Origin of the sequence: Fulvivirga kasyanovii (genome assembly GCF_009711405.1) — a bacterium.
Lineage (GTDB): Bacteria > Bacteroidota > Bacteroidia > Cytophagales > Cyclobacteriaceae > Fulvivirga > Fulvivirga kasyanovii.
This window is the reverse complement of the sequence record NZ_SMLW01000528.1, coordinates 1-15,110: the sequence shown is the minus strand read 5'-3', so window position 1 is coordinate 15,110 and position 15,110 is coordinate 1. Positions and strand designations below refer to the sequence as shown.

The 15,110-nt window shown below is 42.7% G+C and carries 12 protein-coding genes; 6 read left to right on the top strand and 6 right to left on the bottom strand.

Annotated elements, in window-relative coordinates:
* The coding region (locus tag E1163_RS11765) for a PIG-L family deacetylase (RefSeq protein ID WP_343033817.1) at positions 1-2,501 on the top strand (2,501 nt) is incomplete at its 5' end.
* A 149-nt stretch (positions 2,502-2,650) separates the two neighbouring features.
* On the top strand, positions 2,651-4,366 hold the full coding sequence (locus tag E1163_RS11760; protein WP_155171894.1) for a sodium:solute symporter family protein: 1,716 nt from the start codon (positions 2,651-2,653) through the stop codon (positions 4,364-4,366).
* A gap of 733 nt (positions 4,367-5,099) precedes the next feature.
* Here E1163_RS11760 and E1163_RS11755 read toward each other — a convergent pair.
* Positions 5,100-5,966, bottom strand: a complete 867-nt coding sequence (locus tag E1163_RS11755; RefSeq protein ID WP_246223636.1) for a DUF2911 domain-containing protein — start codon at positions 5,964-5,966, stop codon at positions 5,100-5,102.
* Positions 5,967-6,045: 79 nt separating this feature from the next.
* On the opposite strand from E1163_RS11755, the gene E1163_RS11750 reads away from it, so the two are divergent.
* From E1163_RS11750 to E1163_RS11740, 3 genes are read left to right on the top strand one after another with little or no spacing between them, the layout of a single operon-like run.
* Positions 6,046-6,663 (top strand): DNA-3-methyladenine glycosylase, encoded by a 618-nt coding sequence (locus tag E1163_RS11750; protein ID WP_155171892.1) that lies wholly within the window; start codon positions 6,046-6,048, stop codon positions 6,661-6,663.
* 13 nt (positions 6,664-6,676) lie between these two features.
* Complete coding sequence (locus E1163_RS11745) at positions 6,677-7,522, top strand: universal stress protein (protein WP_155171890.1); 846 nt, start codon at positions 6,677-6,679, stop codon at positions 7,520-7,522.
* 18 nt (positions 7,523-7,540) lie between these two features.
* Entirely contained in the window at positions 7,541-9,127 is a 1,587-nt protein-coding gene (locus E1163_RS11740; RefSeq protein ID WP_155171888.1) for an OmpA family protein, read from the top strand.
* Positions 9,128-9,246: 119 nt separating this feature from the next.
* Here E1163_RS11740 and ggt read toward each other — a convergent pair whose 3' ends face one another.
* Positions 9,247-10,941: a gamma-glutamyltransferase gene (gene ggt / locus E1163_RS11735; RefSeq protein ID WP_155171886.1), complete on the bottom strand. Its 1,695-nt coding sequence runs from the start codon at positions 10,939-10,941 to the stop codon at positions 9,247-9,249.
* A gap of 104 nt (positions 10,942-11,045) precedes the next feature.
* Between ggt and E1163_RS11730 the strand changes: the two genes are divergently transcribed.
* A complete protein-coding gene (locus E1163_RS11730; protein ID WP_155171883.1) occupies positions 11,046-11,690 on the top strand; it encodes a TetR/AcrR family transcriptional regulator in 645 nt (214 codons plus the stop codon).
* Here the strand turns inward: E1163_RS11730 and E1163_RS11725 are convergent, their stop codons facing one another.
* The 4 genes from E1163_RS11725 to E1163_RS11710 all read right to left on the bottom strand — a co-directional run bounded on the left by E1163_RS11725 (position 11,691) and on the right by E1163_RS11710 (position 15,002).
* Positions 11,691-12,692 (bottom strand): glycosyltransferase family 2 protein, encoded by a 1,002-nt coding sequence (locus E1163_RS11725; RefSeq protein WP_155171881.1) that lies wholly within the window; start codon positions 12,690-12,692, stop codon positions 11,691-11,693. It abuts the gene before it with no gap.
* On the bottom strand, positions 12,689-13,429 hold the full coding sequence (locus E1163_RS11720) for a tetratricopeptide repeat protein (protein WP_155171879.1): 741 nt from the start codon (positions 13,427-13,429) through the stop codon (positions 12,689-12,691). Before E1163_RS11720 ends, E1163_RS11725 begins: the two co-directional genes overlap by 4 nt.
* The gene (locus E1163_RS11715) at positions 13,398-13,709 is read right to left on the bottom strand and encodes a hypothetical protein (protein ID WP_155171877.1); all 312 of its coding nucleotides are present in this window, start codon (positions 13,707-13,709) and stop codon (positions 13,398-13,400) included. The genes E1163_RS11720 and E1163_RS11715 overlap by 32 nt, the downstream gene beginning before the upstream one ends.
* 111 nt (positions 13,710-13,820) lie before the next feature.
* Positions 13,821-15,002 (bottom strand): glycosyltransferase family 2 protein, encoded by a 1,182-nt coding sequence (locus E1163_RS11710; protein ID WP_155171875.1) that lies wholly within the window; start codon positions 15,000-15,002, stop codon positions 13,821-13,823.
* Positions 15,003-15,110: the final 108 nt, after the last annotated feature.

Genomic DNA, 15,110 nt, shown 5'->3' with positions numbered 1-15,110 from the left:
AGTTTATGAGAAAAGTATACCTGCTGTTATTGCTTTGTGTGGTATTTACCGCTGAGGCTCAAAAACCTGAAAAGCCCAATGCCGCTGAAATTTTACTTAAGCTTAAAAAACTTAATTTCTTAGGTAATGCGCTATATGTAGCTGCACATCCTGATGATGAAAATACCCGGTTGATATCTTACCTTTCCAACGAAAGGCTTGCCAATACAGCCTATCTGTCCCTGACCCGTGGTGACGGAGGACAAAATCTCGTAGGGGCTGAAATCAGGGAAGCGCTGGGTGTAATCAGGACCCAGGAGCTATTGTCTGCAAGACGTATTGACGGCGGACAGCAATATTTCTCAAGGGCCAACGATTTTGGCTATTCTAAATCAGCAGACGAAACCCAGGAAATATGGAACAGGGATGAGGTGCTTTCTGATGTAGTGTGGGTTTACAGAAATTTCAGGCCTGATGTGATTATCACACGTTTTCCGCCTGACGAACGTGCCGGACACGGACACCATACCACCTCTGCGATCATGGCAGAAGAAGCCATAGATCTTGCTGCGGATAAAAGCAAGTATCCGGAACAACTTCAATATGTAAACACCTGGAAGCCAAAGCGATTATATATGAATACCGGTAGATGGTGGAGCCCTGAGATCAATGCTGATACTCCCGGGGTACTGACCATTGACGTGGGAGGTTATAATCCATTGCTTGGTAAATCATACACAGAGATTGCCGCCTTAAGCAGAAGCCAGCACAAAAGCCAGGGCTTCGGATCGAGCGGAAGCAGGGGAGAGCAGCTTGAGTTTTTAGAGTATGTAGCTGGGGAAAAAGCTGAAAAGGACATTTTTGAAGGTATTGATACCTCATGGAAAAGGGTAAAAGGAGGAGAAAAGATAGGCAACATTGTTGAAAAAACGATAGCGGCTTATGATCCAACCCGTCCGGCTGCTATTATGCCCCAGTTGCTGGAAGCTAGAAGTGAAATTTCAAAACTCAAAGACCCCTATTGGAAAGCGTTAAAGCTTGGGCAGGTTGACGAATTAATTAAATCAGTGATGGGCTTGTACCTTGAAGTTGTTGCTGATGACTACTCTGTCACACCCGGAGATAAAATCACATTGACAGTTGAGGCTATCAACAGGTCGGTATTTAGTGCAAGGTTAAAGCAAGTGAAGTACAATGCCCTTGCAGATACAGTTGCCAATCTTGAATTAGCAGAGAATAAAGACATTACTTTTAAAACCACCCTTGATATCCCTGATGACAGAGAGTATTCCAAACCATATTGGTTGCGTGAAGAGGGTACGCTGGGTATGTATAAGGTGGACGATCTGCATTTGATCGGTACTCCTGAAAATGATCCTGCCATTCCTGTTAAGTTTATTCTGGAAATAGGAGGGCAGGAGATACTTTACACGGTACCGGTGGTATACAAATGGAATGATCCCGTAAAAGGAGAGCAATACAGGCCATTTGTGATCACTCCTCCTGTGTTTGCCAATATTGCCGAGCCGGTGTATATCTTTTCAAAAACGGCATCCAAAGAGGTGGAAGTTACCTTAAAAGCAGGTAAAGCAGGCGTATCAGGTAATGTGAAGTTGCAGGTGCCGGAAGGCTGGGAAGTAAGTCCTGCCGAACAAAATTATGAACTGACTGCCAAAGGAGAGGAGAAGAAATTCTATTTCAGGCTTACCCCTCCTGATAAGCAGAGTACAGGAGCCATAAAGGCTGTAATGCAAATGAATGGAAAGACCTACAGCAACAGCCTGATAACTGTTGACTATGAGCATATCCCAACACAATTGCTCATGCCGGAAGCTGAAGCCAAAGTGGTAAAGATCAACATTGAAAAACACGGTGAACTGGTAGGATATATTCAGGGGGCCGGAGATGCCATCCCGGCGGCTCTGAGGGAGATAGGTTACGAAGTTTGGGAAATGAAGGAAGATGAGATCACCCCGGAAAATCTGGATAAGCTGGATGCAGTGATCCTTGGGGTGCGCGCACTGAATACTAATGAAAGGATCAACTTCTATATGAATGACCTGCTGGATTATGTAAATAAGGGAGGCACCCTCATTGTTCAGTACAATACGAACTTCAGGTTGAAAACAGACCATTTTGCTCCTTATCCCCTTGAGTTGTCGAGGGACAGGGTTGCCGATGAAAATGCCGAAGTGAAGATACTGGAACCCAGGCACCCTGCAATGAGCACACCCAATAAGATAACCGAAAAGGATTTTGAAGACTGGGTGCAGGAGCGTGGGCTTTACTTCCCGGATCAATGGGATAAAAACTATACTGCTTTGTTATCAAGCCACGATAAAGGCGAAAAAGACAAAAATGGAGGGTTGCTGGTGGCCAAGTACGGGAAAGGGTACTACATCTACACCGGGTATTCATGGTTCAGGGAACTTCCTGCCGGCGTACCCGGAGCCTATAGGATCTTCGTAAACCTTGTTTCATTAGGAAATGCCGAGTCAAAGGCAGAAGCCAATAAACCCTGATAAATTTTACTGATGACCGAACCCAACAAGGAATTGAAAACAGAAGAAAAGGCCCCCTTTTTTAAAAGCTGGAAGGGGTGGTACCTTCTTGTGCTGGGCAACCTGGTTTTTTTGATCATACTCTTCTATCTTTTCACTAACCATTATTCATGAGCTTAATTGACTGGACAGTACTGCTGGGTACATTATTGTTTATTGTAGTATATGGTGTATGGAAGAGCAGGGGCAGCAGGAACATCAATGACTATTTCCTGGGCGACAACTCAATGAAATGGGGCACCATCGGATTGTCAGTAATGGCAACCCAGGCCAGTGCCATCACTTTTTTATCTACACCAGGCCTTGCCTATGAGTCGGGGATGGCATTTGTACAAAACTATTTTGGGCTCCCCATTGCCATTATCATAGTTTCTGCAGTTTTTATACCCATTTTTTACAAACTCAAGGTTTATACCGCTTATGAGTTTCTGGAAAACAGGTTTGACCTGAAAACCCGCTCATTAGGTGCCTTTCTTTTTCTTGTGCAGCGCGGACTTGCTGCCGGTATTACTATTTATGCACCGGCTATTATTTTGTCTACCATGCTCAAGTGGGACCTTTCACTCACCATACTTATTACAGGCGTACTGGTGGTTATTTATACGGTTTCCGGAGGTACCAAGGCGGTCAGTCTGACTCAGAAATATCAAATGGCGGTGATCATGGGAGGTATGTTCATTGCTTTTTTCATGATCATTGATTATTTGCCCGATTACCTGTCCTTTAACAACGCCATTCATATTGCCGGTAAAATGGGTAAGCTTGAAGCTGTTGATTTTTCCCTGAACCCTGAAAAAAGGTATACGATCTGGACAGGTCTTACCGGTGGCTTGTTCCTGGCGCTTTCTTATTTCGGTACGGACCAATCGCAGGTACAGCGATATCTTACCGGTACCTCGGTAGCTGAAAGCCGGTTGGGGTTAATCTTTAATGCCATTTTGAAAGTGCCTATGCAGTTTTTTATCCTGTTTGTAGGTGTAATGGTATTCGTCTTTTATCAATTTGTGCAGCCGCCTCTGTTTTTTAAGCAGGCCGAAATGGAGCAGATCTACAGTACTGAATACCGTGATCAGGTGGAGCAACTGGAAAGTGCCTACAATCAGAATTTTGAAGTAAAAAAGCAGCAGTTGGAAGACCTGGTAGTAGCCATGGATAAAAATGAATCCGAAAAAGTGGCTTCATTAACAGCGCAGGTTCAGCAAAGCGATGCCGAAGCCAAAGAAATCAGAGGAGAACTGAAAGATCTGTTGCTTGCCAATGATCCGGAGGTGGAAACCAAAGATTCTGATTATGTATTCCTTACTTTTATCATGAATTATCTGCCGAAGGGTGTTATTGGATTACTGCTTGCGGTGATTTTCTCCGCTGCCATGTCATCAACTTCCGGAGAGCTAAATGCACTTGGTTCTACTACCTCGGTTGATTTTTATAAAAGACTGATTAAAAAAGAAGGTTCAGATAAACATTATTTAATTGCTTCAAAGCTGCTAACCGCTTTCTGGGGGATTGTGGCCATTGGTTTTGCACTGTTTGCCCGTCTTCTGGAAAACCTTATTGAGGCCGTCAATATTTTAGGCTCAATATTCTACGGTACCATTCTGGGAATCTTTTTGGTGGCCTTTTTTGTCAAGTTTGTGAAAGGCAATGCCGTGTTTATTGCGGCTGTAATTGCCCAGATTATCGTTATTGTGAGCTTCTATACTTTTGAAATCAGCTATCTGTGGTACAATGCCATAGGCTGCGCTCTGGTGGTTCTGATTTCGATGTTGTTACAGCTTATATTATCAGGAGTCAACGGAAGCAGTAACTCCGGGCACACGGCTTAATATTAATCATTTAGGCTTTCTTTATTGTGCAGAGGGTTTGTAGGAGAATTTTAAGGGTAAGAACAACCCTGCGATGACAGTGCGGCAAACTTATCGATCAAAACATCTGCGCTGTATTGACAAAGTATTCAAATCAGCGGTGGGTAGGACTGAGACATTACCTTTGGCCTGATGGTACTTTGAACAGTTCAGCTTTACCAAACTTTTGGAAGTTTAGTAAAGCGCTCCAATTTGGCTTTGTTCGCTGTCATTCCAGACAAATACCCAACCAGAAAAATGTGTACATAGAATAGCCTAAAATAATTGGGAAAGAATTGTTAATGGATGGCATTGTTAGTCCCCACGTATTAATCGACTCAAACGCTGGTTACTTTGTCTTGTGAGACATTAATGACTAATCTAAAGGGAATTATCGCTATGGACACTTTTGTGGCCTTGGGGCTATGCCAACCCTTCAAGGGTCAAGCGTAATTTCTGGGGAGCCCCTAAAGTTTTTACCTCTTTGCTGACAGAGAGTTGTTAATAGCAATCGGCAAAAGCAGTAGACAAAGGTGTATAATATAACAATAAGCTCGGTTTACTGATTTTCAGCAGCAAGTTTCACTTTACTTGCTTTACTTTTCCAATCCATTTACTCCACAGGTTTAACGTTTGATCCCCCTTCAAACGAAAAATAAAAAAAACGGCTGAAGCAAATAGCCCCAGCCGTTTTAAACTTTACAGAATTACCGGATTACTTCAGGCTTGCAATCAGGTCTTCATTTCTTTTTACATAACCAAAGTCACCCTGAGGGCTGGCTTTTGCTGCTTCAATAGACTTTTTAGCAGTCTCAATGGCTTCTTTTTTCTTACCCATTTTGGCTAGTATCTGAGCTTTCAGGTGTACATTCCAGAATTGCTTTGAGTTGTCACCCTCGGCCAGGTACATATTCACCCACTCCAGAGCCTGATTCAGGTCTTTGCCCGTGTTGTAGTAGTAGTTTGCAGCAACGATGTAGTTTGTAGGATTTACTTTTGTTTTTGCAGCAATCTCCTTCATCACCACTTCGTCAAATTCTACTTTCATGGGTACTTTGATAGATACATCGTCCCATGCAAGCTGAATGTTTGCAGACGTATTGTCTTCGCTGATGTCAGCAATGTTGAAAGTTAATGTTTCTACTTTTTGGCCAAGTTTAGTTGGTTTCACTGTGGCACTTACAACCTCATTTTTCTTGTCGTAGGCAGATACATTGCCACCTATACTTAGGTCTGAGTAAAGCATGAACTTCCACTCATCTTTGCCTGGCACAGTAAATATCAGATACTCTCCGGCCGGAACTTTGGTGCCTGCTATTTGAACGTCAGTGCTTAAAGTAAGCTTTGATCCGGAGTTAGCGCCTGATCTCCAGGTTTCACCGTAAGGTTGTAAATAATCTTTGCCCTCTCCGAAGATTTTTCGACCTTTTACTTTTGGTCTGAAATAATCGATGGTAACATCAGTAAGTCCGACTTTACTGTAAACAGAGCCGGCAGGGCTTGCCTGTGGTGTGCTAATCTGTGACATAGCTCCTGCAATAAAAAAGAACGATGCCAGTACAGTTAGTATTGATTTTTTCATGTTAAATATGGTTTGGTTAAATTTCAAATTTCAATAACGAAAATTAGAGAATTTTGTTGACAATAAAACAAGGAAGTAGATGAAGCTTGATAAATCATTTTTTCTGAGAGACTCCGTGACGGAAGTGGCCCGTGAGCTTTTGGGAAAAACCCTTTACACAAATTTTGATAAACAACTGACTGCAGGAATTGTTGTAGAAACGGAAGCGTATTCCTATACCGAGAAAGCCTGCCATGCCTATAATAATCGCAGAACGGCACGCACTGAGACCTTATTTCGTGACGGAGGGACTTGTTATGTTTATTTATGCTATGGTATCCATAAGCTCTTTAATATTGTTACCAACAATGAGGGTACTGCCGAGGCTGTTTTGATAAGGGCAGTAGAACCGGTGGAAGGAATGGAAACCATGCTCCACAGGCGTGGGTTTGAACGGGAGACCATTGCTTTGACTTCCGGGCCGGGAAAGTTGTCGCAGGCTCTGGGAATAGATCTGACGCATGATAAGACCACACTTTTTGAGGATGATATCTGGCTGGAAGACAATGGTATTGACCGCAAAGGTATAGATGAATCACCAAGAATTGGGGTGGCTTATGCGCAGGAAGATGCTTTACTGCCCTGGCGGTATACTATAAAAGATAATCCTTGGGTGAGCAAAGGCAATAACACTTATAAAACTTTGTATTCTAAATAGTATATTTGTGTCAATGAACAAGATATTATGTCCCGTAGATTTTTCCGATACTTCGCTGAATGCCATAGAGTTTGCAGTGGAAATCGGCAAGAAGTTCCACTCAACGGTTACACTGGTACATGTTTTTACTGAAAGCGACTTTAATAAGATAGTTGGTGAAGCTTCAATAGGTCGGTCTTTTAAAGAACTTTTGGGTATGGCTACCACCAAACTCAAGACGCTGGCTGATCAGATCAATGAAGACTATAAACCCGAGGGGCTGCTTAATTGCGATTACCAGATGGAACTTGGAGAGCTGACAGACCGCATTTTGGACATGATCACGGAAGGGCAGTATGATCTTATAGTGATGGGGACAACCGGGATCAGCCGTGTGCAGGGGGTGTTTTTTGGCAGTAATACTGAAGATGTTATAGAAAAAGCCAAAGTGCCTGTATTATGCGTTCCAAAAAGCGCATCGTATAGTGGCTTTAATAAGATAGTTTATGCCTCCGATTTTATGAAGGAGGACAGAATGGCCATTCAGGAGGTGATTTCGTTTGCCACTCTTTTTGATGCCCGAATAAGTGTGCTACACATTAACCTTCGAGATGACGAAGAAAATTATAATGAATTTATTGAAGAGTTGAAGAGCTTCATTCAATATAAAAAGATAAACTTCGTTAACAAAAGGTTTAAAGACGACATCGGTTTGGGTATTGAAGAGTTTATGCAGGATGAAAACAGCGATCTTCTGGTGGTTTATAAAAAGCATAGAGGGTTCCTCGGCAGCATGTTCCATAAAAGCCTTACCAAAACCTTGTCTTATTCCACCGATAAGCCGTTCTTAGTGCTGAAATTAGAAAATAATATTGATTGACTTTCGTTGAATTCTCATATGATAAGGAAGAGTATCTCAGGAGTGCTGGTGTTGGTTTTAAGCGTAACTTCTTCAATAGCTCAGAGTGTAGACCGGGTATTTGCAAACATAAACAGCATTTATGATGAACAAAATCCGGTACTTAGTCCTGATGGACAGGTCTTATACTTTACCAGGAGTCATCATCCGGAGAATGTAGGAGGCACAATAGATAAGGGGGATATCTGGTACAGTACACTTACCGCTGATCGTCAATGGTCGGCACCTAAAAATGCCAGAGGCCTTAATAATAAAGAATGGAATGGTGTAATTGGTTTTTCTAAAGACGGTTCTACTATTTACCTTCATAATCATTATACCGAGTCCAACGGTATAGTACGTACCCAGGGCATTGCTAAAGCATCAAAGCAAGGCAAAGGATGGTCTGCACCGACAGATATAGATATTCCATATTATAAAAATTTATCTGATAATGTTGGGGGATATATCTCTAAGGATGGAAAAGTCCTGGTGATGTCCCTGGAATCCTATGGTACCAAAGGAGGAGAAGATCTCTATGTAATTCTTAAAAAGGATAACGGAAGCTGGGGAGAGCCTAAAAACCTCGGAAGTACGGTTAACACCAAGTTTCAGGAGTTCTCACCTTTTTTATCTGACGATGGCAAGACGTTATATTTTTCCTCCAACGGACTGGGTGGCAAGGGTAGTAGCGACATTTTTATGTCAGAAAGGCTCGATGATAGCTGGAGAAGCTGGAGCACACCCTCACCACTTGAAGTGGTAAACACCAAGGGGCGGGAAAAATACTATAGAACTTATGAGAATTTTGCCCTGTATTCCTCAACCATCAACAGTGATGGTTATAGCGATCTCAAAATCTACACCGAGAAGCCGGTAGACTCACTAATGCAGATCAGTGAACCTGTAACTGAGTTGGACACGGGAATACAGATCGTAGAGGTAGCAAGGGATTCAATTGTTGCTGAACCCAATGCGATAACTGTTTATGGCAAGGTGCTGGATGCAGATAGCAATAAAAACATAGATGCCATTGTAACGGTGGCTGGAAAGAACAGCTTCAAAAAAGAAGTACCTACAGCAGATGATAATGGCTATTATTCTCTCAGTATACCGGCTGCCGGCGTTTATGAAGTTCGGGTAGATGCTCCGGGTTATATAAGTAAGCGGGAAACCCTGGATGTATATACCAGTGAGATGAAACTGGTAGAAATGAATTATACCCTACAACCCATTTCTGTAGGAACCACTGTAAACCTCAAAAATGTACTTTTTGAACAGTCTACACCAAATATCCTGGAGAGTTCATACGAAGAGCTTGACCTGGTTGTGGACTTGATGAAGCAAAATCCTTCCATGAAGATCAGGCTTGAGGGACATACTGATAATCGAGGGTTGCCCAAACATAATCTGAAGCTTTCTAAAAAACGTGCGGAAGCAGTCGAGGAATACCTCGTAAAGCACGGCATTTCCTCTAAACGAGTGTCAGGCAAAGGCTATGGAGGGAACAAGCCAATTGCCGATAACGACGACCCTGAAAAGCGTAAGCTAAACAGAAGGGTAGAGTTTACTATTGTTAAGGAGTAGTTTTTCAGTTCAAAGCCGGGTATCCCAAAGCCAAAGTTTTTCGGTACCTCGTAACTGTTTATGGATCGAAGTACTGTCGATAAACGGTAAACACTGAACTGTAAACTTGTAAACTTCCATTAAAACCCAATGGCCATATCATCTCCCCGGGGGTCCGCGCCGCCTTCCAGCTTGCCGTCGGGGGTAATAAGTATGGCATCTACTCTGCCTATGGGTTCGCGTGCTTCCATGGTATGCCCCATTTTGGTTAATGCTTTCAAAACATCTTCGTCAATACTGTTTTTCTCTACATAAACAACATCAGGTTTCCATTGATGGTGAAACCTCCCTGCGGTTACAGCCTGTTGCATATTCATATCAAATTCAATGACATTGAGCACTGTTTGAAAGACAGAGGTGATTATCGTAGAGCCACCTGGAGAGCCAACCACCATGTAAAGTTTGCCTTCCTTTTCTACAATGGTAGGAGTCATGGAGCTGAGCATTCTTTTGAGGGGTACGATGGCATTGGCTTCTCCGCCAATTAATCCATACATATTAGGGAATCCTGGTTTTACACTAAAGTCGTCCATTTCATTGTTGAGCAGGAAACCGGCACTGTCAACCACTACATGGGAACCGTAGCTGCCATTAAGTGTAGTAGTGACCGCTACTGCATTACCCTCTTTGTCTACAATGGAATAATGGGTTGTTTCTTCAGATTCATATAGCGAAAACTCCCCGGCGGCAACGGAATCACTAGGTGTGGCCTCGCTTTCGCTTACATGTTCCATCCTCGATTTGAGGTAGCTCCGATCCGTAAGGTCTTTTGCCGGTACCAGATAGAAATCAGGATCTCCCAGATGTGTAGCCCTGTCGGCATACACACGCCGCTCGGCTTCTACCATATAATGTATCGCCTCCGGTGAGTGAAAGCCATGTTCAGCAACAGGTAGATCTTCGATCATAGTTAGCAGTTGTGTAAGGGCGATTCCTCCACTGGAAGGAGGAGGCATAGAGATGACTTTGTAGTTTTTGTAAGGAGCACTGGTGGGTTTTCTCCACATAGAATGATAGTTTTTGAGGTCTTCATAGGTTATAATACCACCTCCGCGGTTCATTTCCCTTACAATAAGATCAGCGGTTCTTCCTGAGTAAAAACCCTCTCTTTTGGTGTCGCGGATACGTTCTAATGTGTTTGCAAGGTCTGGTAGCCGGAGGGTGTCGCCTTCATGCCATTTTTTGATAAAAGAGGATGGAGGAAATGTGTTATACTTTTTAAAATCTTCTATGCTGCTGCTTAGTCCGCGGGCTTCCATAGCAGTTAAGGGAAAGCCGTCTCTGGCCAGGTCAATAGCAGGCTGTACAAGGCTTTCCCAGGGTAGTTTTCCATATTTTCCGTGGGCAGTTACCATTCCGTCTACCGTTCCGGGTACACCGGAGGCCAAATGTCCGAGCCGGCTGAGCTCTTCAATGACTTCTCCATTTTCATTCAGGTACATATTCCGGGATGAGGCCAGTGGAGCAGCTTCCCTGAAATCCAGTGCGTCTGTATTACCTTCATGATCACGGTAAACCATAAAACCACCGCCACCGATGTTTCCGGCTGCGGGGTAAACCACTGCCAGGGCAAACTGCACTGCGACAGCCGCATCTACGGCATTACCGCCATTTTTAATAATATCTATTCCAACCCTGGAAGCCAGAGGATGGGCGGACACTACCATCGCACTATCTGCTATTACCCCCGTGAGCGGAAGCTCGTTTACAGGCTCTTTTGACTGGCAACTGAACAGGCTTACGATGGCCAAAAATATTATTAATCTGATATTCATCCGGTTATATATTTTACGAATTTCTAATATAATCCTTTCTTGTAAGATTTATCGGTGGTTTGACTGCATAAATTCCGGGAATAACATTATATTGGAAGTGAATTATGGAAACTATTGAAGTAGGGGGCAGGGCGAAAAAATCTGCCAGAATCAAGGTGGAGATATTAATTGCTTCTACGCAACTCGTTGGTAAAAAGTCATTTACAGAACTTTATGTTGATGATATCTGCGATCGGGTAGGCATTTCTAAAGTAACTTTTTTTAAATATTTTCCACAAAAAGATGATATTCTGCTCTATTTTCTCAGGACGTGGTGCCTGGATAGGGCAGTAGATTTATACCATAACCCCAAAGAAGGTATTGATGGCATTCTCTACTTGTTTGACAAAGTAGCCGAAACCTTTGAGCGTAACCCGGGCCTTATGCTCAGCCTGATAAGCTATTTCACCAGCCTTACTCGTCCACCATCCCCATTCCCTTTAAAGTCTGTAGAAAGGAGGATACTTTATCCCAATGAGCCTGACCTTGATCAGATTCAGATCATGTCCATACCCCAGATGATGGAGAAATTTTTGTTGGAGGCGATCTTCAAAAAGCAAATAACTCTTTCAAGCCATACAAAAGAGCTGGCGAACCTTTTCATTACCGTTTTATATGGCTCCATTGTTACCGCTCACCTGGAGCAGATCAGTCCTATCAAGGTATTGTTCCGAAGAAACATCGATAACCTGCTCAAGGGCTTGAGCTGATCAGGCCATCATCAGAAAATCCCGGCCTTCCTCATATCCTTTTTGGGTAAGAAAATTATATATTTCAACCTTGCCTTTCCTGTCGCTGACAAAACAAAGGATCATTAACCTTCCCGGATTAGGCTGCGCAGGAATTTGCGAGAAATGAATGAATTTGTTGTCTTTTCGGTCCTTAACATCTATAAAGCCCGATATGGTAAGCCCAAGGTCAAGTAGTGGCTTTACCCTGTTGTTAACTACTCTGCCTGCCCCCCAAACATAGAGCTGGGGTAGCTTATCAAATTTTTGTTTTAGATAGCTCAACAGATAGCGGGCCTTGATTTTGTAAAAGTTCTCATTGCTATAATTGGCGTCTGTCCGGGAGAGCCTGCCGGGGCTATCATGCCAGTCCAGCAGCACCTTATCTAATTTATGCATAGCGACCCCATGGTGAAGCCACCGAAGCCATAGTTCATAATCTTCTGGTACGCTGTCTTCAGCATAACCTCCGTATTTGTTTGTCAAATGTCTCCTAAAGCAGGTGGATGGATGGGCAAAAGGAGAGTCCATAAACCTTTTGGATAATATTTGCTCCGGTTTAACGACGCTGTTGATCCATTCCACATGTTTCAGGTAACCTTCATATTTTGAAGCGTCACCCGTATGTTTAACAAGGCTCGATACTAATCCGACGTCCGGATGTTTTTCCAAATAGTCAAACTGCAGCTCAAGGCGTTCAGGGTAGGAGGTGTCGTCAGCGTCCATTCTGGCAATATACGTGCCGCTACTCATTTTTATTCCAAAATTAAGGGCACGGGCTATGCCTCCATGCATAAGGTGGTAGCATTTTATTCTGGGATCTTCAGTCTCCAGATCCTTGATAATGTTCCAGGTATTATCGGTAGAACCATCATCTACCACGATCAATTCAAAAGCCTTAAAAGTCTGTTCCAGTATACTGCTAATGGCTCTATTAATGGTAGCCTCTGCATTAAATGCCGGAAGGACAACAGATACTCTCAAGGCTTTTTCTTTAAGATGCCCTTTAAGAATTGTTTAAACTCAGTTCTTTCAGATTTGGTGGTTATAATCCTTTTAACCAGTTTCATATAGCTTTTCAGTGTAAGCTTTTCCTCCTGGTCATCCTGCTTAGCCTGTTCAACGGGTTCCGGCTGCTTTTTAGCTTTTGCAGGCTCTTTAGGTTTCGGGGCCTCCTGTTTTTTGATCTTTTCACTATCGTATGCAGGGTCAAGGCGGTCTGCATTTTCAAAGCTCTTTTGGGCCTTTTCCTTGTAGCCCAGTTTTTCTTCTACCAGTCCCTTATTATTAAAAGCAATGGCATCTTCGGGATCCAGCGCTATGGTCTTTTCATAATCTTCAATAGCCCCTTTCAAGTCTCCTGCACGTTCCTTTATAAATGCCCGGCTGGAATACCTGAATGGTTTGTTGGGCTCAAGCTCAACTGCCCGGTCCAGGTCCTTCAGGGCTTTTTTATTATCACCCGAAAGATGATAGGCAACAGCCCTTTCGCTAAGGTAAAAGGCATTTTGAGGGTGATACTCTATCAGTTTATCAAAGTCGAGGAGCGCCGCGTCAAATTTTTGTAGTTTAAAATTTGATTTTGCGCGGTTATAAAGGGCTTCCGTGTGTCCCGGTTCTATAGAAAGTGCCTGGCTGAAATACGCTATAGCTTCTGTAAATTTTTCATCCTTACATGAAGCCATTCCTCTAATAAAGTAGTCCTGTGCTGTCTGCTTCATTTTGTGTTTCGTCTGGAATACTTTTTTCGGTTTCTTGTTCCTTGTCCTTCTTGTCTTTCTTCTTTTTAGGAGGTTTCTCCCGCGGAGGTTTTACAGCTTTTGATTGTTTAAGTATTTTGACCTTAACGTACTTGGTCCGCTTTTTCCGTTTATCTTTCTTTTTGTTGTAGTAGCGGTTATGGTTTACAGGCTTTACATGCTTTACCGTAATATAACTGGCTCTGTTGCAGCCAACTAATATTACTATGACCAGGAATGATATGGTAAGTATTCGTCTCAAGTAGCTCAAATCAAAACGTAAAGAAGGCCTATTTTATTGAGAAATGGAAGAGGTTTACCTTTGAATAAAGATTAACAAGCCCCTTTCTTCTTTATCAGGTATTTTCAGACTTTAAGCCTGTGCTCTTTTGGCTTTGTCCCATACGGCTGATTGCGTGCCATTGATATACCGGAAGAAGCCCCTGTAAACAGCATAATTCATCATAGTGAAGTAATAGGGGATGAAGAATATTTTGAATTTTAGGTTGTTGTTTTGAAGTATCCAACCGATAGTCGAAAAGAGGTAAAACAGGAGTTGCAGCGCAAATATTAACTGGTAAAGCTGTCCTCCATGAAGAGCGAGGTAGAAATTAGTGAAAAAGATGATGGGTAAAGCTAAAGGAGCAAGTGTCCATCTTAGTACCCGGTGTGAGACATATTGAAAGCTTAGCATGCCATATCTGAAAATATTAAGCAGAGGCGACAATTTAATAATAGCCTGAATACCACCGGCGGCTATCCTTATTTTTCTTTTCAACTCTTCTTTTACCGAAGCTGAGCCAGACTCCATGGCATAAGCATCAGGTTCATACACTACTTTATGGCCATTCATGGCTATTTTCAGAGAGATGTAGAAGTCTTCAATAATAATATTTTCATCGACAGGGTCAAAAAGGTCAGTCCTTACGGCAAAAAGTTCTCCTGCAGCCCCGACTACTGAGTGCAGCTCCGAATCCCATTGCTTAAGCTTGGATTCATACTTCCAGTAAAAGCCTTCCCCTGAAGCAGCAGCGCCGTCAGCATCTTTGGATATTACTCTTTTTTCGCCGGCCACCAAACCTACCCCGGGATTATTAAAATGGCGGGCTATGTTTCTAATGGCACTGTCATTCAGGGTAGTGTTTGCATCCGAAAATACAATAATTGGAGACTTAACGAACCTGATAATACGGTTGACCGCGGCGATCTTACCATTTCTGCTGTCTTCATGATAATGCAGTACCTGGGGATAACTTTTGATGATGTTCATTGTTTCGTCAGTAGATCCGTCGGTAACAATGAGTACCTTGAGTTTATCGGTGGGGTAATCAAGGTTCAGAGAGTTTTCGATCTTTTGACGGATACAATCTTCTTCATTGTATGCAGCGATAACATGGGTTACCTCAGGGTAATTTGAGGTGTCCGGTGCAGGTGCTTTTGATCCGAATGCTCTTTTGATTTTGACAAGAAGGAAGAGGAGAAATCCGTAGCCAACATAGGAATAAACAACGATGAAAATGCAAATCCAAAAACAAATTTCAATAAGTTCCTTCATTAAGAGCGTTTTATGTTAGGTTTAGATGTAATATAGCCATTGAAAATATCGGCAAAAAAGGTTTATGATCTGATCAAATCAAAAGAATTAACTTTCTTTTTAAGTAAA

Excerpts from the sequence above, each read along its gene's own strand:
- E1163_RS11760 (WP_155171894.1), top strand. The coding sequence starts at position 2,651 with ATGAGCTTAATTGACTGGACAGTACTGCTGGGTACATTATTGTTTATT.
- E1163_RS11755 (WP_246223636.1), bottom strand. The coding sequence starts at position 5,966 with ATGAAAAAATCAATACTAACTGTACTGGCATCGTTCTTTTTTATTGCA.
- E1163_RS11750 (WP_155171892.1), top strand. The coding sequence starts at position 6,046 with ATGAAGCTTGATAAATCATTTTTTCTGAGAGACTCCGTGACGGAAGTG.
- E1163_RS11745 (WP_155171890.1), top strand. The coding sequence starts at position 6,677 with ATGAACAAGATATTATGTCCCGTAGATTTTTCCGATACTTCGCTGAAT.
- E1163_RS11740 (WP_155171888.1), top strand. The coding sequence starts at position 7,541 with ATGATAAGGAAGAGTATCTCAGGAGTGCTGGTGTTGGTTTTAAGCGTA.
- ggt (WP_155171886.1), bottom strand. The coding sequence starts at position 10,941 with ATGAATATCAGATTAATAATATTTTTGGCCATCGTAAGCCTGTTCAGT.
- E1163_RS11730 (WP_155171883.1), top strand. The coding sequence starts at position 11,046 with ATGGAAACTATTGAAGTAGGGGGCAGGGCGAAAAAATCTGCCAGAATC.
- E1163_RS11720 (WP_155171879.1), bottom strand. The coding sequence starts at position 13,429 with ATGAAGCAGACAGCACAGGACTACTTTATTAGAGGAATGGCTTCATGT.
- E1163_RS11710 (WP_155171875.1), bottom strand. The coding sequence starts at position 15,002 with ATGAAGGAACTTATTGAAATTTGTTTTTGGATTTGCATTTTCATCGTT.